This window comes from Streptomyces sp. NPDC004126 (genome assembly GCF_050275515.1).
Taxonomy (GTDB): Bacteria; Actinomycetota; Actinomycetes; order Streptomycetales; family Streptomycetaceae; genus Streptomyces.
On record NZ_JBNNPF010000077.1, the window covers coordinates 1 to 21,744 of the forward strand.

Genomic DNA, 21,744 nt, shown 5'->3' on the forward strand with positions numbered 1-21,744 from the left:
CGGCATCTTCTCCACGGCGGTGCCGTTGACCACGTCCACCTGGATCTTGTCCGGCGCGGTCGACGGGGCCGCGGACGGCGCCTGGCCCGGCTGGGCGCACCGGCACCCGGTGCTCGTGGCCACCGCCGCGGCGGCGGTGCTGCACGTCGTCTGGTTCTTCTGCTTCGCCAACAGCGGCGGGGACCTGGCCGCGCAGGACGCCTGGGCGGAGTTCGTCGGCCGGCACCCCGACACGGCGTACAACCTCGCCTGGTACGGGGGCATGCACCCGGTCTCGTACAGCGTGGTGTCCCCGTACGTGATGCACGTGCTCGGCGTGCGCACCACCATGATGATCGCCGGGACCGCCTCGGCCGGGCTCCTCGCGCTGATCCTCACCCGCTGCCGCGGAGCCGTCCGGCACCCCCTGTGGCCGGCCCTGGCCGGGGTCTACGGGCTGCTGTGCAACGCCCTCTCGGGCCGGGTCACCTTCGGGCTCGGCACCCTCTTCGCGCTCGGGGCCGTCGCCGCCGTCTTCTGCTGGCCCCGCAAGTGGGCCCGGCGGCGCTGGGCCAAGGCCGCCGTCGCGGCGCCGCTGGCCGGGCTGGCGACCGCCGCGAGCCCGGTGGCTGGGCTCTTCCTCGGCGTGGTCGCGGCCGCGCTGTTCCTGAGCCGGCGGCGGCCGGGCGCGTACGCCCTGGGGCTGGCCCCGGTGGCGGTCGTGGGGCTGTCGGCCTGGCTGTTCCCCTTCTCGGGGACGCAGCCGATGAAGATCGGTTCGGCCGGGCTGCCGTTCCTCTTCGGGCTGGCCGTCGCCCTCCTCGTCCCCAAGGCGTGGCGGACGGTCCGGACCGCCGCCGCCGTGTACACCTTCGGGGTGTTCCTGACCTGGGCGATCGACTCCCAGGTCGGCTCGAACGTCACCCGGCTGGTGATGCTGTTCGGCGGGGCGGTGCTGCTCGCCGCCGCCCCGTACGCGGCCCCGCGCACCCGGCGCCGGTACGCGCTGCTGCTCGCCTTCGCCGGGCTCACGGCCTGGATCACCACCAACAGCATCACCGACATCGTCCGCACCACCCCGGTGGCCGCCTGGAACCGCGAGCTGGCCCCCCTGGTCGACCAGCTGCAGAAGGCGGGCGCCGACCGGGGCCGGGTCGAGGTGGTCCCCGCCAGCAGCCACCGGGAGTCCTCGGCCTTCCCCGCGTACGTGAACCTCGCGCGCGGCTGGAACCGGCAGGCCGACCTGGAGCGCAACCCGCTCTTCTACGACGACACGCTCACCGCCGAGAGCTACCGGGAGTGGCTGGACCGCTGGGCCGTGCACTACGTGGTGCTGCCCGCCGACAAGCCCGACTCGGGCGGGGAGGCCGAGGCGGCGCTCGTACGCGGGGGCCTGCCGTACCTGACCCAGGTGTGGGGCGACGAGAACTGGCGGCTGCTGCGCGTGGACGCCCCCGCGAGCCTGGTCTCGGGCCCGGCGAAGGTGGTCCGGGCGGGCGCGGACCAGCTGGTGCTGGAGGTCTCGGCGCCCGGCCGCGTACTGGTGCGGATCCCGCACTCCCCGTGGCTGGGGCTGGTGGACGGCGCGGGGAAGCCGGTGGCGCCGCCGCAGGCCACGGACAACACCTCCGGGTGCCTGTTCAAGGCCGCCCCGGACGCCTCCGGGGACGCCTGGACGGAGCTGCTGGCCCCGGCGCCGGGCGAATACCGGGTCTCGGCGAAGTACCAGCTCCCGCGCGGCACGCCGTGCCCGGAACCACTGATCCACCAGACCCTGGGCACCCCGCCGCGCCCCTAGCCTTCCTGATCCAGGTGCACCGGCCCCGATCTATGCATACGATCCCATTAATCCGATTTGATCCGATTGGCTGCTTCCCGAGGGAGTTGACGACGGGATGAGCAAAGAGAAGAAGCAGGACGTCCAGACGGTCATCGCGAAGGCGGCGGAACGCCTCCAGGCGCCCCAGGCCCAGGGCCACGGCTTCGAGGGCCCGGTCCGCAGCAAGGTGAAGGGCGGCGCCCACACCAAGGCGGCCCTCAAGCGCGCCGGCACCCCCCAGGGCGACCGCATCGGCGAACGCAGCAGAGGCCTCAGCTGACCCCCCGCCCCCCCCGAACGCCGAAGACCCCCAGCCACACCGGACTGGGGGTCTTCGATCAACGTGCCCCCGGCAGGATTCGAACCTGCGACACCCGCTTTAGGAGAGCGGTGCTCTATCCCCTGAGCTACGAAGGCGGGACTGCCTGGACCCGGCCCGGTGTTGTGGCCCGGTCTTCGGCTGACCGCTGAACAGCCTAGCGGATCGTGGTGTGCGGATGCCGCCTCTTAACCTGGTTCCATGATCCGGCGTGCGCGTGGCCGTCGGCGAGGGGTGGGGTGTCATGGCCGGGGGCGTTGACGTGGGGGTTCTGCCGCAGCCGTTCGGGGAGGGGTTCCGGGACGATCCGTACGCCGTTTACGCGCGGTTGCGCGAGCAGAGGTCCGTGCACCGGGTCGCGCTGCCCGACGGGTCGGCGGTGTGGCTGGTCACGCACGAGGCCGATGTGCGCCGGGGGCTCGCCGACCCGCGGCTGTCGGTGGACAAGAAGTACGCCGGGGACGGCTTCAAGGGGTTCGCGCTGCCGCCGGCGCTCGACGCCAACCTGCTCAACATGGACGGCGACGACCACCTGCGGCTGCGCCGGCTCGTCGCGCAGGGGTTCACGCCCCGGCACGTCGAGGGGATGCGCACGTCGATCCGGGCCGCGGTGGACCTGTTCGCCGGCCGGCTCGCCGCGCGGGTCGAGGAGGACGGGACGGCCGATGTGGTCGCCGAGTTCGCCAGGCCGCTGCCGCTGAAGGTCATCGGGGACCTCTTCGCCGTCCCGGAGGCGGACCGGGAGCGGTTCTCCGGGTGGGTCCTGACGATGCTCGACCCGGCCGGCCGCGAGGAACTCGCCCGTGCCGTCGGGGAGATACACCGTTTCTTCACCGCGCTCGTCGCCGAGCGGCGCGCCGCGCCGGGCGAGGACGTCCTGTCCGGACTGATCGCCGCCCGCGACGTGGACGACCGGCTGAGCGAGGACGAACTCGTCTCGCTCGCCTTCCTGATCCTGATGGCGGGCAGTGAGAACGTCCAGCACCTGATAGCCAATGGGCTGTTCACCCTGCTGTCGCATCCCGAGCAGGTGGAGCTGTTGCGGGAGAAGGCCGAACTGCTTCCCGACGCCGTCGAGGAGCTGCTGCGCCACTCCCTCGCCAACCACACCGCCATCCGCCGCTTCCCGACCGAGCCCGTCGAGATCGGCGGCGTACGCGTCCCCGCGGGCGACACCGTGCTCCTCTCGCTCGCCTCCGCCCACCGCGACCCCGCCCGGTACCCGGAGCCGGACCGCTTCGACATCGGCCGCGCCGACAAGGCCCACCTCGCCCTCGGGCACGGGCTCCACTACTGCCTCGGCGCGGCCCTGGCCCGTACGCAGCTCACCCTCGGCCTCGGCGCCCTGCTGCACCGGCTGCCGGGGCTCCGGCTCGCCGTGCCGGCGGCCGACCTGGTGTGGACCACCACCTTCAGGTTCCACGCCCTGCGCGCCCTGCCGGTCAGTACCGCAGCGACGCCGCCACCGGCAGGTGGTCGCTCGCGGTAGCGGGCAGGGTCCACGCCGAGACCGGGGTCAGCCCGCCCCGCAGCAGGATCTGGTCGATCCGCGCGACCGGGAACCGGGCCGGCCAGCTGAGGCCGAAGCCGGCCCCCGCCTCCTCCTGCGCGGCGGTGAAGCCCCGCGTCACCGGGGCGAGCGCGCTGTCGTCGGTGGTGCCGTTGAAGTCCCCGACCAGCAGGGTCCGCCCGGCCGGCGCCTCCCGCAGCCGGGCGGCGAGGTTGCGGGCGGCCTCGTCGCGGTTCTCCGTGGCGAAGCCGCCGGTGCCCAGCCGGACCGAGGGCAGGTGGGCCACGTACACGGTGACGGGCCCCTTCGGGGTGTCGGCGGTGGCGCGCAGCAGGAGCCGCCACGGCACGATCGGGGTGCCGGACGCGTCGCGCAGCGGGAAGGTGCTCCACAGCCCGACCGTGCCCTGTACGGCGTGGTACGGGTGGCTCGCGGCCAGCTCCCGTTCGTACGCGTCCAGTGCGGGCGGCGTCAGCTCCTGCAGGGCGATCAGCTGCGCCCCCGAGGCGGCGACGGCGCGGGCGGTGCCTGCCGGGTCGGGGTTGGCGTCGTCGACGTTGTGCGTGACGACGGTGAGGTCGGCCGGTCCGCCCCGCGAGCCGTCGCCCAGGGCGGGCCCGTACGCCCACCCCCAGGCCAGGGCGGGCAGCAGTACGGCGGCCAGGGCGACCCGGGAGCGGCGCAGCAGGGCGGCGGCGAGCAGGAGGGGCACCGCGAGGGCGGTCCAGGGCAGGAAGGTCTGCACGAGGCTGCGGGGGTTGCCGCTCGCAGGCCCGCCGGGCAGCCAGGGGTGGGCCGCCAGGAGCAGGGCGGTCAGGACGGCGAGGGCCGCGACCACGCCCCCGCGGGGAGGGCGGAGCCGGGCCGCGGCTCCCCGGCGGCGGGGTGTCACGTACGGGGTCATGCCCCAGGTGACGCGCCCCGCGGGCCGGAGGTTCTGCCTCCGCGCGGGCCGGCCTCACACCCCCATCGGGGTGTGCAGCTCCACGGTGATCTCGACCTCGACCGGGGCGTCCAGCGGCAGTACCGCGACCCCGACCGCGCTCCGGGCGTGGATGCCCGCGTCGCCGAAGGCCGTGCCGAGCAGTTCGCTCGCGCCGTTGACCACGCCGGGCTGGCCGGTGAAGTCGGGGGCGCTCGCCACGAAGCCGACGACCTTCACCACCCGTTTCACGGCCGACAGGTCCCCGGCGACGGAGGCCACGGCGGCGAGGGCGTTCAGCGCGCACTGCCGGGCCAGCTCCTTGCCCTGCTCCGGGGTGACCCCGGCGCCCACCTTGCCGGTGACGGGCAGGGCGCCGCCGACCATGGGCAGCTGGCCGGAGGTGTGGACGTAGTGCCCGCTGACCACCGCCGGCACGTACACGGCGACGGGCGCCGGGGCGGGCGGGAGTTCCAGCCCGGCCGCCGCCAGGCGTTCCTCGGGGGTGGTGGGGGTCACGGTCACGGGGGCCTCCTCGGGGCAGCCGGTGGGGGGAGGGGTCAGGGGGGTCAGGGGCGGGTCACGCGCACCTGGTAGCGGCCGTTCGAGAGCTCGCCCACCACGGCGATGCTGATGCCGGCCTTCTCGTCGGTGAAGGTCTCGCCCGGCCGGAACGGCGCGTCCGACAGCTCGGCGTGCACGTTGGGCCGCCGGGTGCAGCCGCCGCTGCCGGTCGCGCTGTCGGAGACGGTGACCGGGCCGCGCCCGGTGTCCACGTCCGAGTCGACCTTGTAGATCAGCACGCCGGGCTTGCAGACGGCCTCGTCGTTGCCGGCGCGGGTGCGGACCTCCACCGCGTAGCCGGCGCTCTCGGAGAGCGGGACGAAGGCCAGCTTGGTGCCGCCCTCGACGGCCAGCGGGGACAGTACGTGGAGGCTGGTGCCGGAGGTGGAGGCGCAGCTGACCTGGCTGCTGTCGAGCCAGCCCAGCTTCCACTTGTGCCAGCCGAGGAGGTCGTTGTTGGCGCCCCAGTCCTCGCTCATGATGTCCCAGTGCCCGACGGTGCCGCCGCCGTCGGCCGTGTACAGGTCGGGCAGTCCGAAGACGTGCCCGTTCTCGTGGGGGAGGACCCGGTAGCCGGTCTCCCGGTAGGAGCCGGAGCCGTCGTCCTGGCGGCTGTAGACGAAGGACGTGTTCGCGAGGGGGACCCCGTCGGCCATGGGTGCCTCCCCGTTGCCGGAGAAGGTGACCGACAGGACGGTGTCCAGTGCGGACGGGCCGGCGTTCGGCGTGACCAGGATGTTGACCAGGTCGTACCGGCTGAAGTCCACCTCGGCGTCGGCGGCCTTCGCGATGTGCTCGACGAGCTGCCGGTAGCCGGGCTCGTACGGGGACCCGCGCTCGATCCCGTACGCCGCGAACGGCATCGGCATCCGCAGCCAGTCCCGCACCGGCGACTCGGCGCGGTAGTCGAGGCGGCCGTAGGAGCTGGTGCGGAACCAGTCGGAGGTCTGGGGGAAGAACTCCGCCAGCCGGTCCATGGCCGGGCCCTCGCCCTTGGCGTCCGGGAAGTCGATCATCAGGTTCAGCGCGCGGACCTCGCCGGTGGAGCGGGAGTACCCGGGCGGGGTGGGCAGGCCCTCCGACATCTGGACGCCCATGGTCCCGGCGATCCGGCAGGGTGCCAGTACGGATTCGGCGCTGGTGGCGACGGGGCCGGAGGCCGACTGGCCGCGGCCGGATATCCCGCCGCTGGCGGTGGCGGTGACGCCGAGGGCCAGTGCGGTGAGGCCGATGAACGCACTGGTGCGACAGGGTCTGCGTATCCGGCGGCGGGTCTGCGGCATGGAGATCGCCTTCGGTCCGCGGCAGCCGGCCGGGTCCGGACTGCTCTCTGTGGGCTCACCCTCCGACGATTGCGACACGCCCGCGCGTCGAAAGCCTCCAAATGTGATCCGACCGGGGCAAAAGCCCCTCCTGAGAGTGTGGCGTAGCTCACACTCGCGAGTGAAATAACCGGGGACCTGATCCCCGTTTGAACGAGAGTCCCACGAAGCGGGGACCGACTCCCCGGTTGGTGGAGCCGCAGATGTGGATCCCCCGGATCCCGCGCCCCAGGAAGGCCCCGGAATGAAGAGCCCCGCCCGCACCCCGGCGGCCGCACCCCGAGCGGCCGTGAACCTCACCGGAGCCGGAGCCGGAGCCGGAGCCGCGTCCGGGGCCTGCGCCGCGGCCGCCCCCGCGGCGCCCGGCCGGGTCCCGAAGCCCCGCGCCGACGCCGTCCGCAACCGGGAGCGGATCCTGGTGGCCGCGCGCGAGGTGTTCGTCGAGTTCGGGTCGGAAGCCCCCCTCGACGAGATCGCCCGCAGGGCCGGCATCGGCAACGCCACCCTGTACCGGCACTTCCCCGACCGGGCCGCCCTCGTCCACCACGTGGTGCTCTACGTGATGGACCGGGTCACCGCCCTCGCCGAGGACGCGCTCGCCGAGGAGCCGGACGCCTTCGCGGCGCTCTGCCGCTTCACGCACGGCGCCGCCGACGAGCGGATCGGCGCCCTGTGCCCGATGCTCGCGGCGGGCTTCGACGCCGACCACCCCGAACTCCACGCCGCCCGCGCCGCGTTGGAGGCGGCCGTGGAGCGGCTGGTCGAAGCCGGCCAGAGCGGCGGCCTGCTGCGCCCCGACATCGGCGTCGGCGACCTGATGGTCGCGCTGTCCCAGCTCAGCCGCCCCCTGCCCGGCACCGACTGTCTGGTCGTGGAGCGGTTCGTCCACCGCCACCTCCAGCTCTTCCTGGACGGCCTGCGGGCTCCGGCGCGGTCCGAACTACCTGGTACGGCGGCCACGTTGGACGACCTCAGGCGCATGCCCCAGGCCTGACGCACCGAACACCCGAAGCCCGGAACGCCCGAAGCTCAGAACGCCCAAGCGTCAAACTTTTCAGACTTTCGTAATTTTTCAGTCATTCGCACAGTGAAGTGGATACCCCCATGCCGAAAACAGCCGCGACCGCCCCGCCGGCGGCCGTAGACCCCAGCCGCTGGAAGGCCCTGGTCTTCATCGCCCTGGCGCAGCTGATGGTCGTCCTCGACGCGACCATCGTGAACATCGCCCTCCCCTCCGCCCAGACCGACCTCGGCATCTCCGACGGCAACCGCCAGTGGGTCATCACCGCGTACGCGCTGGCCTTCGGCGGACTGCTCCTCTTCGGCGGCCGCATCGCCGACAAGTGGGGCCGCAAGAACGCCTTCGTCGTCGGCCTGATCGGCTTCGCCCTGGCCTCCGCCCTCGGCGGCGCCGCCACCGGCGAGGCCATGATGCTGGGCGCCCGCGCCCTGCAGGGCGCCTTCGGCGCGCTGCTCGCCCCGGCCGCGCTCTCCCTGCTCGCGGTCACCTTCACCGACGCCAAGGAGCGCGCCAAGGCCTTCGGCATCTACGGCGCGATCGCGGGCGGCGGCGGCGCCGTCGGCCTGATCCTCGGCGGCTTCCTCACCGAGTACCTCAACTGGCGCTGGACCTTCTTCGTCAACATCCCCTTCGCGGTCGTCGCGGCCGTCGGCGCCTGGATGGTCATCCGCGAGCCGGCCGGCTCCCGCAACAGCGCCCGCCTCGACGTCCCCGGCGTGATCCTCTCGACCCTGGGCCTGGTCGCCCTCGTCTACGGCTTCACCCGCGCCGAGTCCGCCGGCTGGTCGGACGCGGTGACCGTGGCCATGTTCGTCGCCTCGGCGCTGCTCCTCGCCGCCTTCGTGTTCGTCGAGTCCCGCGTGAAGTCCCCGCTGCTGCCGCTGCGCGTCCTGCTGGAGCGCAACCGCGGCGGTGTCTACCTCTCGCTGGGCCTGGCCGTCATCTCCATGTTCGGCCTGTTCCTCTTCCTCACCTACTACCTCCAGGTCGTGAAGGGCTTCTCGCCCGTCAAGACCGGCTTCGCCTTCCTGCCGATGATCGCGGGCATGATCACGGGCTCCACCCAGATCGGCGCCCGCCTGATGACCCGGGTCGCCCCGCGCCTGCTGATGGGCCCCGGCTTCCTGCTCGCCGGCGCCGGCATGCTGATGCTGACGCAGCTGGAGGTCGGCTCCTCCTACCCGGCGCTGATCCTGCCGGCGCAGCTGCTGCTGGGCCTCGGCATGGGCACCGCCTTCATGCCGGCCATGTCCCTGTCGACCTACGGGATCGACCCGGCCGACGCCGGCGTGGCCTCGGCCATGGTCAACACCTCGCAGCAGGTGGGCGGCGCGATCGGCACCGCCCTGCTGAACACCATCGCCGCGTCCGCGACCACGGCCTACCTGACCGACCACGCGGCCGAGGCCGCGGCGGGCGGCCCGGCCGGGAAGCTGGTGCAGGCGCAGGCCATGGTCGAGGGCTACTCCTCCGCGATCTGGTGGGCCGTCGGCATCCTCGTCGCCAGCGCGGCCATCGCGTTCACGCTGATCAACACCGGCCGTCCGGGCCACGGCGGACCGGTGGCCTCCGGCTCGGGCGCCGACGAGGACGCCCAGATCAAGGTCCCGGTGATCGCCCACTGAGCGGCCGCCGCGTGCGGGCAGCCGCGCGGGAATGACTGATCACCCCGTCTCGTTCAAATTTGAACGAGACGGGGTTAGTCTTTTCGAGGGACCCCGCACCGCACCGCACCGCACCGACGACCGAGGAGCGCCCCCGTGACCACCGAGACCCCCCGCATGCCGGCGCTGTACCTCAGCCACGGGGCCCCGCCCCTGGCCGACGACCCGCTCTGGCCGGCCGAGCTCGCCGCCTGGTCCGCGGCCCTGCCCAGGCCGCGCGCGATCCTGATGGTCTCCGCCCACTGGGAGGAGGCCCCGCTGGCGCTCGGCGCCGTCGAGCCCGTCCCGCTCGTCTACGACTTCTGGGGCTTCCCCGAGCACTACTACGCGGTGCGGTACGGGGCCCCGGGCGCGCCGGAGCTCGCCGCCTCGGTCCGCGCCCTGCTGAAGGCGCCCGGCACCCCGGTCCAGGACATCCCGGACCGCGGCCTGGACCACGGGGCGTACGTACCGCTCGTCGAGATGTACCCGGAGGCCGACATACCGGTCCTCCAGATCTCCCTGCCCACCCTGGACCCGGCCCGGCTGATGGGCATCGGCCGCAAGCTCGCCCCGCTGCGCGACGAGGGCGTCCTGATCGTCGGGAGCGGCTTCTTCACGCACAACCTGGCCGCGCTGCGGCACACCGGCCCGGGGGTGCCCGGCTGGTCGGCGGAGTTCGACCACTGGGGCCGCGAGGCGCTGGCCGCGCAGGACGTCGACGCCCTGCTCGACTTCGAGGCCAAGTCCCCGGCGGGCCGCCTGGCCCACCCCCGCACGGAGCACTTCGCCCCGCTCTTCGTCACCCTCGGGGCCGCCGGATCCGACCTCGCCGACCAGCACACTCCGGTCGACGGCTTCTGGATGGGCCTGTCGAAGCGCTCCGTCCAGTTCGGCTCCGCGGGCCCGGCCGCCGCCTGATCCGAAAGGCGCGGCCTAGGGCACCCGGGCCGGCCCGGTGACCTGCTCGCCGATCACGAAGCCCCGGGCCGGGCCCTCGGGCACGACCACCGCGGTCCCGTACGGGGCCCGCACCTCGCAGGCGTACCGCGCCTCGTCGGGGACGGGGCCGGTCAGCACGCTGACCGTGCCGTGGCCGTCGTAGTCGTCGACGATCACGTACACCGGGATCCCGGCCCGGGCGTAGGCGCGGCGCTTGCGGACCCGGTCCCGCGCGACGTCCTGCGGTCCCGGGGCGACGACCTCGGCGACCAGGGGCACGCTCGACGCCCTGATCCCCAGCTCCCCCCGGGCGGCGTGCCCGGTGAGGTCGTCCGGGGCGAGGAGCACGTCCGGCGCCCAGGCCTGGTAGCCGCCGACGACGTACATCGCCATGTAGGGGGCGTACGGGCCCCCGGCCAGGTGGGCGGCCAGCCGGGACCGCAGCCGGTTCGCGGTGAGGGCGTGCGTGAACGGCCGCCCCACCCGCCACATCTCGATCAGCCCCTCCACGATCTCGACGCGGAAGGTCTCGGGCGGGTCGATGGCCTGCCAGGCCCGCCAGAGGGCCTTGTCGAGCTCGTGGTCTGCTTCGGGACCGGCGCTCGTCGGCGCCGCGCCGCGGGACGGCCGCGGGATGTGTGCGATCACTCCCGGCACGCTACGGCCGGAATGTGGCATGCCGTCGGAATATGCCCGTGCTTCACCCGGACGAGGGCCGAATCACCCGGACGGACGCACGTACGACATGCGTTCGCTCCCTTGGGGTGGTATCTGCCGTCTTGTCGCGTTTCCTGCGATTTTCCTGCGGTTCGATCGCCAGTCCAGGCAACCAGGAGCCGGTGCGGCCCGTCTTCACGGTGGGAGCGCGCCCACGGGCGGCGCCGCACCGGGCTCGAACCGGGGGAGCCGAATGTGACGGCGGTCTCACGGACGCCGTCGCCGCACGGCTCCGCGGACACCTCCGGACCGGCCGCCAGGGCTGGCCTGACCTGCGCGTTCCCGGGTTCTCGCAGGAGCCCGCCGTGCCCGGTTCCGAGGGGCGGCGGGGCAGGATACTGCAAGATCTCGAAAAAGGGAGACCGGCGTGGGAATTCTGTCCCGATTCCAGTCGTTGTTTCCTTTCGGAAGCGGGCACTCGGAAGAGTGTCCGAGGACGCACCGCGACCGATTCATCGCATCGCAAGGGAGCACGCATGGCAACCCGCGCCGTCGCCCGTCGTCAGTCCACGAGCAGCGCCCGTGCTGCGGGCGGGGAGATCGTCGACCGCGACCTGGTCGGCATGTACCTCGACGAGATCGCGCGCACCCCGCTGCTCGACGCCGCCAGGGAAGTGGAGCTCTCGCAGATCATCGAGGCGGGCGTGTACGCCCGGCAGATCCTCGACGGCGAGATAGAGCGCGCCGGGGAGATTCCCGCCCGCGAGGAGCTGGAAGCCCTGGCCGCCGAAGGCGAGCGCGCCAAGGAAGTCTTCATCCGGTCCAACCTCCGCCTCGTCGTGGCCGTCGCCCGCCGCTACCCGCGCAGCGGCCTGCCCCTGCTCGACCTCATCCAGGAGGGCAACGCCGGCCTGGTCCGCGCCGTCGAGAAGTTCGACTACGCCAAGGGCTTCAAGTTCTCCACGTACGCGACGTGGTGGATCCGCCAGGCGATCACCCGCTCCATCGCCGACCAGTCCCGCACCATCCGCCTCCCCGTCCACCTCGTGGAGGAGCTCGGCCGGATCCGCCGGATTCAGCGCGAGTTCAACCGGGAGAACGGCCGCGACCCCGAGCACGCCGAGATCGCCGCCGAACTCGACTCCACCGAGAAGCGCGTGGGCGACGTCCTGGACTGGGCCCGCGACCCGGTCAGCCTCAACATGTCGGTCGACGACGAGGGCGACACCCAGTTCGGCGACCTGCTGGAGGACACCTCCGCGATCTCGCCCGAGCAGTCCGTGCTCTCCCTGCTGCGCAGCGAGGAGCTGGAGGACCTCCTCGGCAAGCTCGACCAGCGCACGGCTTCCATCATCAAGATGCGCTACGGCATCGAGGACGGCCGCGAGCGGACCCTGACCGAGGTCGGCAAGCAGCACGGCCTGACCCGCGAGCGGATCCGCCAGATCGAGAAGCACGCCCTGCTGGAGCTCAAGCGCATGGCCCGCGACACCGGCTTCGACGCCGTGGCCTGACCCGTGGCCTGACCGGCCCGCCGCCCGCGCCCCCGCTCCCTCCCCGGACGAGTCCCGGTGCCCACCCCCCCCCGGTGCCGGGACTCCCCCCTGCCCGGACGCCCCCAGGCCGTGTCCTTCGGGTCAGGCCCCCGCCCGGGCCAGCCGCGCGCCCAGCGCCCCGGCCGCCTCCGCCAGGAACTCCGGCCCGCGCACCGTGAACTCCAGCCCCGTCAGCGCCATCCGGGCCGCCAGCCACTCCGGTGAGTCCCCGCTCTCGAAGCGCACCCGCGCCCCGTCGGCCTCCGCCGCGGCCGCCTCGCGCAGCCACGCCGGCAGCTCCTCGGGCGGCGCGGCGAAGGACACGTCGACCGGGTACGTCCGCTCCCCCCGCAGCGTCCGCCGGACGAACTCGGCCGCCTCCATCGGCAGCGGGCGCGGCGTGAACCGGGCCCCCGTCGCGAAGGGCTCGCTCACCCGGTCCACCCGGAAGGTGCGCCAGTCCTCCCGCTCCAGGTCGTAGGCGACGAGGTACCAGCGGCTCCCGGTGCTCACCAGCCGGTACGGCTCCACCAGCCGGCGCGAGTCCACCCCGTCCCGCGTCCGGTACGCGAACCTCAGCCGCTCCGCCCCCGCCACCGCCCCGGCCATCGTCGTCAGCGTCCGCGGGTCCACGTTCGGCCCGTCGCCCCGGGTCACCGCGACCGTCGCCGTCTGCAGGGCGCCCACCCGGCTCCGCAGCCGCGCGGGCAAGACCTGTTCGAGCTTCGCCAGAGCGCGTACGGAGGCCTCCTCGACCCCCTCGACGGCATGTCCGGCCCCCGCCCGCAGCCCCACGGCGATGGCCACGGCCTCCTCGTCGTCGAGCAGCAGCGGCGGCATCGCCGCCCCCGCCACCAGCCGGTAACCGCCGACCGCGCCCAGTGTGGCCTCCACCGGATACCCCAGGTCACGCAGCCGCTCGATGTCCCGCCGGATGGTCCGCGGGCTCACCCCCAGCCGCTCCGCCAGCTCGCTGCCCGGCCACTCGCGCGGGGTCTGGAGCAGGGACAGCAGGGTGAGCAGCCGGCCGGGTGTGTCGTTCATACTTCAAGATTGCCAGGTAAGTAGGACACATCCTGGCCTACATGCCGTCTAGGTTTCTCTCCATGAGCACCGAGACGTCCATGGCATCGCCCGAAAGAGAGAACGGGCCCGTACGAGAAGAGCGGAACGCGTCCCCCGCCGCAGCACCCGCACCAGACGCCCCCGGCGACCCCGCCGCCGCCCCGGCCGACCGCCGCCGCTGGCTGGCGCTCGCCATCGTGATGACCGCGTCCTTCATGGACCTGGTCGACGTCACGATCGTCAACATCGCGATACCCAGCATGCGCGAGGGCTTCGGCGCCTCGACCAGCGCCATCCAGTGGATCACCGCCGGCTACGCGCTCGCGTTCGCCGCCGGCCTGATCACCGGTGGCCGTCTCGGTGACATCTACGGCCGCAAGCGCCTCTTCCTCGCCGGCGTCGCGGGCTTCACCATCGCCTCGCTGCTCTGCGGCGTCGCGCCCGACCCGTCCATGCTCGTCGCCTCCCGCCTCCTCCAGGGCGCCATGGCGGCCCTGATGGTCCCGCAGGTCCTCGCGATCATCCACGTCACCTTCCCGCCGCACGAGCGCGGCAAGGTCTTCGGCATGTTCGGCGCGATCGTCGGACTCGGCGCGGTCTCGGGTCCGATGCTCGGCGCACTGCTCACCGAGTGGGACCTGTTCGGCCTCGAATGGCGCACGATCTTCCTGATCAACCTGCCCGTCGGCATCGCCGCGGTGATCCTGGGCCGCAAGTTCATCTCCGAGTCCAAGGCTCCCAAGGCCCTGCGCCTGGACCTGGTGGGCGTCGTGCTCGCCACGTCCGCGCTGGTCATGCTGATCTACCCGCTCACCCAGGGCCGGGAGAACGGCTGGCCGCTCTGGGGCTTCGTCTGCATGGTCGCGTCGCCGGTCGTCTTCGCCGTCTTCATCGGCTACGAGAGGCACAAGATCAAGAAGGACGGGTCCCCGCTCGTCGAGCTCTCCCTCTTCCGGATCAAGAGCTTCGCCGGCGGCATCACGGTCCAGCTGGCCTTCGGCCTGACGACCGGCATCTTCTTCCTGGTCTGGACGCTGTACATGCAGATGGGCCTGGGCTGGACCCCGCTGCACGCCGGCAGCACCGGCATCCCCTTCTCCATCGCCGTCTCCGTCGCGGCCGGCATCTCGGTCGAGAAGCTCGTCCCGCGCTTCGGCCGCAAGGTGCTCCAGGCCGGTGCGCTGGTCATGGCCGCGGGCGTGCTGCTCTACATCTGGGAGGCCGAGCGGTACGGCATGGACATCTCCTCCTGGCAGATGGCCGCCCCGCTGGTCGTGATGGGCATCGGCATGGGCCTGATCGTCGCCCCGCTGAACGACACCATCCTGTCCCAGGTGCCGCGCGAGCACGCCGGTTCCGCGTCCGGCCTGATCAACACCACCGGCCAGATGGGCAACGCGCTCGGCCTCGCGCTGACCTCCGTCGTCTACTTCGGCTCCATCGAGGACGACCGGATCCTCGGCGTGCCGTACGCCGAGGCCTTCCGCGGCGCGCTGTGGTGGGTCGTCGCGGTCCTCGTGGTCATCTTCGCGGTGATGTTCGTGCTGCCGCGCCGGCAGATCCCGATGTCGGAGCGCGAAGGGGCCGTCGAGGGCGCCCACTGACGGGCCCCCGGCTCCGGCCGGAGGGTGCGGACATGCCCGCTCAACCGAGCGGGTATGTCCGTTTTTCTTTGTTTTCCCCCGGTTCTCTGCGTAGGGTGAGGGGTGAAGCGGCGGAATCCGGTATCGAACGGACACGAATCCACAGGCGGCTCGCAATGATCCTCACGGTCACCCCCAACCCCTCCCTCGACCGGACCTACGAGGTCCCCTCGCTGGACCGCGGCGCGGTGCTCCGGGCCGCGGGGGAGCGGGTCGACCCCGGCGGCAAGGGGGTCAACGTCTCCCGGGCCGTCGCGGCGGCGGGATGCTCCACCACGGCCGTCCTCCCGCTGGGCGGCCCCGCCGGCACCCTGCTCCTGGAACTGCTCACGGCCGAGGGCGTGGACGTCACCGCCGTCTCCATCGCCGGGCTGACCCGCTCCAACATCGCCGTCGTGGAACCGGACGGCACCCTGACGAAGATCAACGCGGCGGGCCCGGAGCTCTCCGCCCAGGAGTCGGACCTGCTCCTCGACACCGTCCGCGGCTCCGCCGGGGCCGACTGGGTCGCCTGCTGCGGAAGCCTGCCGCCCGGCCTGGAGCCCCGCTGGTACGCCGAACTCGTCACCCGCGCCCGCGAAGCCGGCGCCCGCGTCGCCCTGGACACCTCCGGCCCCGCCCTGGCGGCGGCCCTGCCCGCCCGCCCCGACGTCGTCAAGCCGAACGCCGCCGAGCTCGCCGAAGCCGTGGGCCGCCCGCTGGCCACCCTCGGCGACGCCGTCAAGGCCGCCGAGGAACTCGTCGGACGCGGCGCCGGCGCGGTCCTGGCCTCCCTCGGCGCGCACGGCCAGCTCCTGGTCACCGCCGACGGCGCCCACCACGGCGCGGCCCCGGTCGCGGCGGTCCGCAGCGACGTCGGGGCCGGCGACGCCGCCCTGGCCGGCTTCCTGACCGCCGGGGGCACCGGCCCCGCCGCGCTCGCCTCGGCCCTCGCCCACGGCGCGGCCGCCGTACAGCTGCCGGGCAGCGTCATGCCGGGCCCGGCGGACCTGCGCCCCGAGGACGTCCACATCACCCGGGACCTGCCGCTGGACCTCCCGCTCTCCGCCGGCTGACGCCGGTCAGCGGACCCGGGCCCGCACCTCCATCGCCCCGCGCGCGGCGGCCTCGCTGTCGTAGACCTCGCACATGTGCCGCCCGTCCGGCGTCGCCGTGTGCTCGACCTCCCACAGGCTGAACTCGCTCCCGTCCAGCAGCACGAAGGCGTGCTCGTACAGGCTGAAACCGGCGTCCCGCCCGTCGGTGAGGCACTGCCGGCCGCCGAACGCCTGCGTGATGTGGTGCGCGTACGCCGAGCGCAGCAGCTCCGCCACCGCCTCACCGGGCCGGTCGGCGTTCTCCGCGCGGCGCAGCACCCGCCGGGCGTGGTCGGCGGACTGCTCCACCGTGTACTCGCGGCGCCGCTGCTGGGGCGAGGGGGCCGCGAACAGGGCGCTCAGCACCGCCAGATCGCCCTCCAGGCCCTCGTCGCCGTGACCGTCACCGTCGCCGCCCGGCCCGGGGGCCTCGGGCAGCACCGGCTCCGCCGGGGACTCGCCGAACAGCCGGGCCACCGCCAGCCCCAGCCCGTCCTTGCTCTCGAACACCTCGTGCCGGGTGCCGCGGTCGCCCCCGAGCCGGTAGGCCAGCTCCCACAGGGACGCCGCCTCCCCGTCGGGCAGCAGGTAGGTGTGCCGGTGGGTCTCCCGCCACAGCCCCGCCGACGGGCTGTGGTGGGTGGTGTACAGCGAAGAGCTGTGGGCGAGCGCCGTGCCGAGGCGCTCGACCAACCTGTCCGGCAGGTCGAAGGAGTTGAGGGCGCGGCCCAGGAGTCGCTCGAGGTGCGCCTCGGTTGTCTCGTACGGATCGCTCAAGGTGGGTCTCCAGGCCGTCGCTGCTTGTCACTTCGCGGAAGCACAACGTAGCCCCTGGTGCTGACATCACGTCCGGGATTCGGTAAAACGTCCGGGAAGCATCAGGGGTTCCCGCCACACCTTCAGGTCAAGTTGGGTACGGATGGCCCGGGTTCGCGGCGGTCCATCACATTGCGCGGGAGCATGGGCGGTATGGCAACGAACACAGTGGGCGTCCCCCGCCAGCAGGGCCGCCCCCGCATCCGCCCCGAGGGCGAACCGGGCGCCTCCCGGGGGCTGGCCTGGCTGCTGGTGGTCACCGGGGCGGCCGGGCTGCTCGCCTCCTGGGTGATCACCCTGGACAAGTTCCTCCTGCTGGAGGACCCGGACTTCAAGCCCGCCTGCAGTCTGAACCCCGTGGTGTCCTGCGGCAGCGTCATGCAGAGCGAGCAGGCCTCCGCCTTCGGCTTCCCCAACCCGATGCTCGGGCTGGCCGGTTACGCCGTCGTCGTCTGCGTCGGCGCGGGCCTGCTGGCCGGCGCCCGCCACCGGGGCTGGTTCTGGCTGGGACTGAACGCCGGAACGCTCTTCGGCACCGGCTTCTGCGCCTGGCTGATGGTCCAGTCCCTGTACGAGATCAACGCCCTGTGCCTGTGGTGCTGCCTGGCGTGGGTGGCGACCCTGCTGATGTTCTGGGCGGTCACCGCCCGCAACGTCCGCACCGGCGACCTGCCCGCCCCCGGCCCGCTGCGGGCCCTGTTCACCGACTTCGCCTGGGCACCGCCCGCCCTGCACACCGGGGTGATCGGGATGCTGGTCCTGACCCGCTGGTGGGACTTCTGGACGGGCTGACCCGGACGGAGCGGGGCGTACGCGCACGAGGGCCCCGGCGGCTGGACGCCGCCGGGGCCCTCGTCACTTCGTCAGCTCAGCGCGCCAGCGCGTCACTTCGCTCCACGGGCGCCGGTGCGCGCCCTGACCGGAAGGGCCGAGCGGAGGAGGTCAGCTGCCGATCGAGCCGTTGCCGGAGAGGACCGGGATGTTGCTCAGGATGTGGGAGAGCGGCTCGTCGCCCTTGGCCTGCGTGGAGTTCTCGGTGCACTGCTGGTTCTGCGGGTTGGACAGGACGTTGATGTCCTGGACACCGATGTTGAGGGCGGCGATCAGCGACTGGGCGTTGACCTTCGCGGGCAGGGCGATGCAGGGCTTGTTGAGGGAGCCCTGGACCAGGCCGAGCTGCGGGCTCATGTCACCGGTGGTCTTCTGGTTGCCGTAGATCTGCTGGGCACCGTTGCCGTTGACCGTGTTGATCCCGTTGTCGTTGCCGATGGCCATGGCGGGAGCGGCGCCCGCGCCGACGGCGGCGGCGGTGACCGCGGCGGCGGCCATGATCTTCTTGAGCATCATTGATCCTTTTGTCGCACGAGTGCCCGCTTGTGGAGCGCCCTGATCAACAGGTCTTCCGAGGGGTTGGTTCCGCTCCTTCACTCGATCGGCCCGTCCGGGGCGGCGATTTCCCCGGTCCGGGTGAGACGGCTGCGGACGCCTGCGCGAAGCCCGTACGCAGCCACCGGGTTCCGCTTCGCCGGTCAAGATCGTGTTGCGCTCCGTAGAAGGGCTGCGCACGGTGGGTGAGGAAGCGGATTGTTCCCGTCCGTTTTCGCGACCACCCGAAGGAAGCCCCCATGCGCACGAAGCCGTCCCGCCTCCGCGTCCTCGTCCCGTCGGCCCTCGCCGTCGTCATACTGTCCGGCGCGGCCGCCCCCGCGGTGGCCGCCGACGGCGGCGGTGCCGCGGCGGCCGTCGAAGAGCGTGCGGCCGCCGTGCAGGAGCGGATCGAACGGATCGAGGAGGTCAGGCAGGCCGTCCCCGACCAGGTCGCCGCCGGCCCGATCGACGACCTCCTCGCCAGCCTGACCAAGACCCTCGGAGACCTGCTGGGCTCCCTCACGGGTCTGCTGGGCGGGGTGAAGATCCCCGAGATCAAGCTGCCGGAAGGACTGGGCCTCCCGTCGCTCAACCTCCCTGCGATCCCGGCGATCCCGGGGATCCCGGGGCTGCCCGTCACGGCGCCCGCCGCCCCGGCCGTTCCCGCCGCTCCGGCGGTGCCCGCCACGCCCGCGCTGCCGGGAACCGGGGTGATCCCCGAGCTGCCCGACATCCCGGATGTCCCGGACATCCCCGACATCCCCATCCGCAGCTAGGCGGGCGGCCGCGGAGGCCGGCCGGCGGCATGGTTACGACTATTGGGCTGAACAGGTCTGGTTCGGGTCTTCTTCGGGTCGCGGCCGTGTCGTCGGGGAAGCTGGACCGTTTCGCTTCGTGTGAGCCCCGGATCGGGGCAGGACATCGAAGAGAAGGTGCACTTCCCATGAACACTGCTGCCAAGAAGGCCGCTGTGGCCCTGGCCTCCGCTGGTCTCGCCGTCGCCGGTGCCGCCGGCGCCGCCTCCGCCGACTCCGCGGCCGAGGGCGCGGCCGTGGGCTCCCCCGGTGTCCTCTCGGGCAACCTGGTCCAGGTCCCCGTCCACATCCCGGTCAACGTCTGCGGCAACTCCGTGAGCATCATCGGCGCGCTGAACCCCGCGTTCGGCAACGTCTGCATCAACGACTGACGCACGTATCGGTCAGCACCACACGACTGTGGGCGCCCCCGGCACCGCCGGGGGCGCCCACAGTCGTTCCCGGGCTGCTGCTCAGTGCTGGCCGCCGTTGAGCTGTACGCCGCCGAGCAGCGGGGAGGCCTTGGTGGCCCCGTTGGCCAGGCCCAGCACCTCGCCGGGGGCGTTGTTGCGGAGCTTGTTGACGCCCTGGGCGGTGCCGACGACCTTGTTGACGGTGTCGCCCTGCTCGGCGAGGGCCATGCCCAGGGTCTCGGGCGCCGAGGCGACGACGGGCTCGACGGCGCTCAGGGCCGTGTTCCATCCGGCGGACAGGCTCATGGGGGGACCGGCGGGCGCCTCCGCCGCGAAGGCGGGGGCCGCCGCTCCGAGCGCGGCGACGGAGCCGGCGACGACAGCGGCGGCCTTGGAAAGCTTCATTATCGAAAATCCTTTTCTGTTCGTGGACAGAGGTGCCTGCGGCGATCCTCGCGCCGCTTTCGACCTGGGTAACGATTACCGGCCGCTGCGGAAACGCGGGGCCGGGCGCACGGAAGCGGCCGGAGAATCCGAGGGGGGATTCTCCGGCCGGTATTTCTTCTGATTACCGGTATTCCCGGTCAGTCGATACGGGCCCTGCGGTACAGAATCGAGCCGCCGAGGACCAGGGCCGAGGCGAGGGCCGCCATGGCCGAGAGCTCGCCCGCTCCGGTGGCCGCCAGCTCCGGTGCGGCCGCCCGGGCCGGAGCCGGGACGGGGGCCGGCGGGGCCGCCGCGGGGGCCGGTGCCGGGGCGGGAGCGGCCGCCGGGGGCAGGTGCACCGGGAGGTCGCCGGCCGGGGCCGCCGGGGGCTGGTCCGCGGGGCGGACGACCTCCGGGGCGGGGAGCGGCGCGGGCGCGGGCCGCTCGGGCTGGCTGCCGTGCGGCGGACGCGGCGCCGGAACCTCAGCGGCCGGGGCCGCCGGGACGGGCGCCGGGGCCGGCTGGGCCTCGGGCTGCGGTGCCGGGGCGGGCTGCGGGACGGGGGCCGGGAGCGTGTGGGGCTGCTCCTCGGGCTGCGGGGCCGGGGTCTCGGCCTGCGGGGGCTGCGGCGGGGGAGCCGGAGCCGGCGCGGGCTGTGGGGCGGGCTGAGGTGCGGGCGCCGGAGCGGGTGCAGGGGCCGGCGTCGGGGCGGGGGCCGGGTGCTCCGCCACGGGGCCGGGCCTCGGCTCGGGCTTGGGGGCGGGCCGGGGCTCCGGCTTGGGCTTCGGGTGCTGCGGCGCCGGGGCGGGGGGTGCCGGGTGGGGTGCCGGGTGCTCCGCGTGCGGGGGCTGCTGCGGCGGGTGGTCGTCGCACTCCTCCCCGTTCTCGCCGGAGCCGTCGCCGCCGTAGCCGCCCTCGTCGCCGCCGTCCTGGTGGTGGCGGGGCGGGGCGGGGGGCTCGTGGCGGGGCGCCTCGTGGCGCGGGGCGGCGTGCCTGGGGGCGTGCGCGCGGGGTTCCCCGTACCCGCGCTCCTCCTCGTGGCGCTGGCGGGGCAGTGCGTGCCGGCCGCTCTGCTGCTCGTCGAGGTAGCGCTCGAAGGCCGCCCGGTGCTCGGGGCTCAGGTAGCGCTCGTAGTCGCGGCCGCCGTCGTCGCCGGCGTGGGAGCCGGTGGAGCTGACGCAGGTGTTCCCCATCGAGGGGTTGAGGGCCGCACCCCCGTCCACGCTGTTGCCGCACAGGTTCGGTGTGACCGTGATCGGTACCGAGACGCTGTTGCCGGACAGCACACCCGGCGAATGCGAGGCCTCGGCCATCGCCCCTGGATGCGCGCACGCCGCGCCGGTCGCGATCGACAGCAGGCTCGATGCGGCCGCAGCGGTGAGCACCCCCTTGCCCAGTACCTGTCGGCTCAGTACCTGTCGCATGGGTCCTTCCCTGTCCACCGGCGCGTGGGCCGGTACTGAATCGAAGGTGGCCTCGGAGTGCACCGCCGTGCACTCCGAGGCCACCCCGAGGAGGTCTGCCCTGCCCTCGCGGGCCGAGGGCTACGTCAGGCGTTGACGCAGGTGTTGCCGAAGGCCGGGTTCAGGAGGCCGACGAGCTGGGCGGTGTTGCCGCAGACGTTCACCGGGATGTGCACGGGAACCTGCACGAGGTTGCCGGAGAGGACGCCGGGGGAGTCCTTGGTGACGCCGCTGGCACCCGCGTCGGCCATGGCCGGGGAGGCGACACCGGCGGCCATCATCGCGCCGGCGGCCAGCACCACTGCCTTCTTGTGCTTCATTTTGTTTTCCAATCCTTCCCGCAGAGGTGTATCCGCTGCAAAAACAACAACGAGTGGGTCCGGGAAAAGAAACCGAGGATTTCCGGGGGCTTCCGCACAATTCACTCCGATGCCCCGGAAGGGCGTT

Annotated in this window: 22 protein-coding genes and 1 tRNA gene; 12 read left to right on the plus strand and 11 right to left on the minus strand. The window is 73.2% G+C overall.

The window, feature by feature from the left end:
* Nucleotides 1-109 precede the first annotated feature (109 nt).
* On the plus strand, nucleotides 110-1,777 hold the full coding sequence (locus ACQKM2_RS37795) for an MFS transporter (RefSeq protein WP_427718026.1): 1,668 nt from the start codon (nucleotides 110-112) through the stop codon (nucleotides 1,775-1,777).
* Between the two features lie 97 nt (nucleotides 1,778-1,874).
* Nucleotides 1,875-2,078 carry a hypothetical protein gene (locus ACQKM2_RS37800; protein WP_427717970.1) on the plus strand — a complete coding sequence of 68 codons (204 nt, stop codon included), beginning with the start codon at nucleotides 1,875-1,877 and terminating at the stop codon, nucleotides 2,076-2,078.
* Nucleotides 2,079-2,142: 64 nt separating this feature from the next.
* Here ACQKM2_RS37800 and ACQKM2_RS37805 read toward each other — a convergent pair.
* Nucleotides 2,143-2,215: transfer RNA gene (locus ACQKM2_RS37805), tRNA-Arg, on the minus strand.
* Nucleotides 2,216-2,361: 146 nt separating this feature from the next.
* Here ACQKM2_RS37805 and ACQKM2_RS37810 point away from each other — a divergent pair.
* Complete coding sequence (locus ACQKM2_RS37810) at nucleotides 2,362-3,606, plus strand: cytochrome P450 family protein (protein ID WP_427717973.1); 1,245 nt, start codon at nucleotides 2,362-2,364, stop codon at nucleotides 3,604-3,606.
* Here the strand turns inward: ACQKM2_RS37810 and ACQKM2_RS37815 are convergent.
* From ACQKM2_RS37815 to ACQKM2_RS37825, 3 genes are read right to left on the minus strand one after another with little or no spacing between them, the layout of a single operon-like run.
* Nucleotides 3,560-4,531: an endonuclease/exonuclease/phosphatase family protein gene (locus tag ACQKM2_RS37815; protein WP_427717976.1), complete on the minus strand. Its 972-nt coding sequence runs from the start codon at nucleotides 4,529-4,531 to the stop codon at nucleotides 3,560-3,562. The genes ACQKM2_RS37810 and ACQKM2_RS37815 overlap by 47 nt on opposite strands.
* Before the next feature lie 54 nt (nucleotides 4,532-4,585).
* Nucleotides 4,586-5,068, minus strand: a complete 483-nt coding sequence (locus ACQKM2_RS37820) for a RidA family protein (RefSeq protein WP_427718028.1) — start codon at nucleotides 5,066-5,068, stop codon at nucleotides 4,586-4,588.
* A 50-nt stretch (nucleotides 5,069-5,118) separates the two neighbouring features.
* A complete protein-coding gene (locus ACQKM2_RS37825; protein WP_427717978.1) occupies nucleotides 5,119-6,396 on the minus strand; it encodes a M6 family metalloprotease domain-containing protein in 1,278 nt (425 codons plus the stop codon).
* A 283-nt stretch (nucleotides 6,397-6,679) separates the two neighbouring features.
* On the opposite strand from ACQKM2_RS37825, the gene ACQKM2_RS37830 reads away from it, so the two are divergent.
* The 3 genes from ACQKM2_RS37830 (at nucleotide 6,680) to ACQKM2_RS37840 (ending at nucleotide 10,020) form a co-directional block, all read left to right on the plus strand.
* The gene (locus ACQKM2_RS37830) at nucleotides 6,680-7,429 is read left to right on the plus strand and encodes a TetR/AcrR family transcriptional regulator (RefSeq protein WP_427717980.1); all 750 of its coding nucleotides are present in this window, start codon (nucleotides 6,680-6,682) and stop codon (nucleotides 7,427-7,429) included.
* Nucleotides 7,430-7,539: 110 nt separating this feature from the next.
* Complete coding sequence (locus ACQKM2_RS37835; RefSeq protein WP_427717982.1) at nucleotides 7,540-9,081, plus strand: MFS transporter; 1,542 nt, start codon at nucleotides 7,540-7,542, stop codon at nucleotides 9,079-9,081.
* 156 nt (nucleotides 9,082-9,237) lie between these two features.
* Nucleotides 9,238-10,020 carry a dioxygenase family protein gene (locus ACQKM2_RS37840; protein WP_427718031.1) on the plus strand — a complete coding sequence of 261 codons (783 nt, stop codon included), beginning with the start codon at nucleotides 9,238-9,240 and terminating at the stop codon, nucleotides 10,018-10,020.
* Nucleotides 10,021-10,035: 15 nt separating this feature from the next.
* On the opposite strand, the gene ACQKM2_RS37845 is transcribed toward ACQKM2_RS37840, so the two are convergent.
* Complete coding sequence (locus tag ACQKM2_RS37845; protein WP_427717985.1) at nucleotides 10,036-10,689, minus strand: Uma2 family endonuclease; 654 nt, start codon at nucleotides 10,687-10,689, stop codon at nucleotides 10,036-10,038.
* A 545-nt stretch (nucleotides 10,690-11,234) separates the two neighbouring features.
* On the opposite strand from ACQKM2_RS37845, the gene ACQKM2_RS37850 reads away from it, so the two are divergent.
* Nucleotides 11,235-12,212, plus strand: a complete 978-nt coding sequence (locus ACQKM2_RS37850; protein WP_427717987.1) for a sigma-70 family RNA polymerase sigma factor — start codon at nucleotides 11,235-11,237, stop codon at nucleotides 12,210-12,212.
* Between the two features lie 123 nt (nucleotides 12,213-12,335).
* Here ACQKM2_RS37850 and ACQKM2_RS37855 read toward each other — a convergent pair whose 3' ends face one another.
* Nucleotides 12,336-13,277 carry a helix-turn-helix transcriptional regulator gene (locus tag ACQKM2_RS37855; protein ID WP_427717990.1) on the minus strand — a complete coding sequence of 314 codons (942 nt, stop codon included), beginning with the start codon at nucleotides 13,275-13,277 and terminating at the stop codon, nucleotides 12,336-12,338.
* Between the two features lie 62 nt (nucleotides 13,278-13,339).
* Between ACQKM2_RS37855 and ACQKM2_RS37860 the strand changes: the two genes are divergently transcribed.
* Together ACQKM2_RS37860 and pfkB are read left to right on the plus strand one after the other, a co-directional pair.
* Nucleotides 13,340-14,902, plus strand: coding sequence for an MFS transporter (locus ACQKM2_RS37860; RefSeq protein WP_427717992.1), 1,563 nt, complete (start codon nucleotides 13,340-13,342; stop codon nucleotides 14,900-14,902).
* 155 nt (nucleotides 14,903-15,057) lie between these two features.
* Nucleotides 15,058-15,996 carry a 1-phosphofructokinase gene (pfkB, locus tag ACQKM2_RS37865; protein ID WP_427717994.1) on the plus strand — a complete coding sequence of 313 codons (939 nt, stop codon included), beginning with the start codon at nucleotides 15,058-15,060 and terminating at the stop codon, nucleotides 15,994-15,996.
* 6 nt (nucleotides 15,997-16,002) lie between these two features.
* Here pfkB and ACQKM2_RS37870 read toward each other — a convergent pair whose 3' ends face one another.
* Complete coding sequence (locus tag ACQKM2_RS37870) at nucleotides 16,003-16,794, minus strand: DUF6227 family protein (RefSeq protein WP_427717996.1); 792 nt, start codon at nucleotides 16,792-16,794, stop codon at nucleotides 16,003-16,005.
* Between the two features lie 192 nt (nucleotides 16,795-16,986).
* Here ACQKM2_RS37870 and ACQKM2_RS37875 point away from each other — a divergent pair, with 192 nt between their 5' ends.
* Nucleotides 16,987-17,625: a vitamin K epoxide reductase family protein gene (locus ACQKM2_RS37875; protein WP_385764152.1), complete on the plus strand. Its 639-nt coding sequence runs from the start codon at nucleotides 16,987-16,989 to the stop codon at nucleotides 17,623-17,625.
* Nucleotides 17,626-17,775: 150 nt separating this feature from the next.
* Here the strand turns inward: ACQKM2_RS37875 and ACQKM2_RS37880 are convergent, their stop codons facing one another.
* Complete coding sequence (locus tag ACQKM2_RS37880) at nucleotides 17,776-18,177, minus strand: rodlin (protein ID WP_427717999.1); 402 nt, start codon at nucleotides 18,175-18,177, stop codon at nucleotides 17,776-17,778.
* Nucleotides 18,178-18,458: 281 nt separating this feature from the next.
* Between ACQKM2_RS37880 and ACQKM2_RS37885 the strand changes: the two genes are divergently transcribed.
* Together ACQKM2_RS37885 and ACQKM2_RS37890 are read left to right on the plus strand one after the other, a co-directional pair.
* Nucleotides 18,459-18,977, plus strand: coding sequence for a hypothetical protein (locus ACQKM2_RS37885; RefSeq protein ID WP_427718001.1), 519 nt, complete (start codon nucleotides 18,459-18,461; stop codon nucleotides 18,975-18,977).
* Between the two features lie 167 nt (nucleotides 18,978-19,144).
* The gene (locus tag ACQKM2_RS37890) at nucleotides 19,145-19,387 is read left to right on the plus strand and encodes a chaplin (RefSeq protein WP_427718004.1); all 243 of its coding nucleotides are present in this window, start codon (nucleotides 19,145-19,147) and stop codon (nucleotides 19,385-19,387) included.
* Between the two features lie 81 nt (nucleotides 19,388-19,468).
* Here the strand turns inward: ACQKM2_RS37890 and ACQKM2_RS37895 are convergent, their stop codons facing one another.
* The 3 genes from ACQKM2_RS37895 to ACQKM2_RS37905 all read right to left on the minus strand — a co-directional run bounded on the left by ACQKM2_RS37895 (nucleotide 19,469) and on the right by ACQKM2_RS37905 (nucleotide 21,617).
* Nucleotides 19,469-19,813: a hypothetical protein gene (locus ACQKM2_RS37895; protein ID WP_427718006.1), complete on the minus strand. Its 345-nt coding sequence runs from the start codon at nucleotides 19,811-19,813 to the stop codon at nucleotides 19,469-19,471.
* 179 nt (nucleotides 19,814-19,992) lie between these two features.
* Entirely contained in the window at nucleotides 19,993-21,258 is a 1,266-nt protein-coding gene (locus tag ACQKM2_RS37900; RefSeq protein ID WP_427718009.1) for a chaplin, read from the minus strand.
* Nucleotides 21,259-21,383: 125 nt separating this feature from the next.
* Nucleotides 21,384-21,617: a chaplin gene (locus ACQKM2_RS37905; RefSeq protein WP_427718011.1), complete on the minus strand. Its 234-nt coding sequence runs from the start codon at nucleotides 21,615-21,617 to the stop codon at nucleotides 21,384-21,386.
* Between the last annotated feature and the right edge of the window lie 127 nt (nucleotides 21,618-21,744).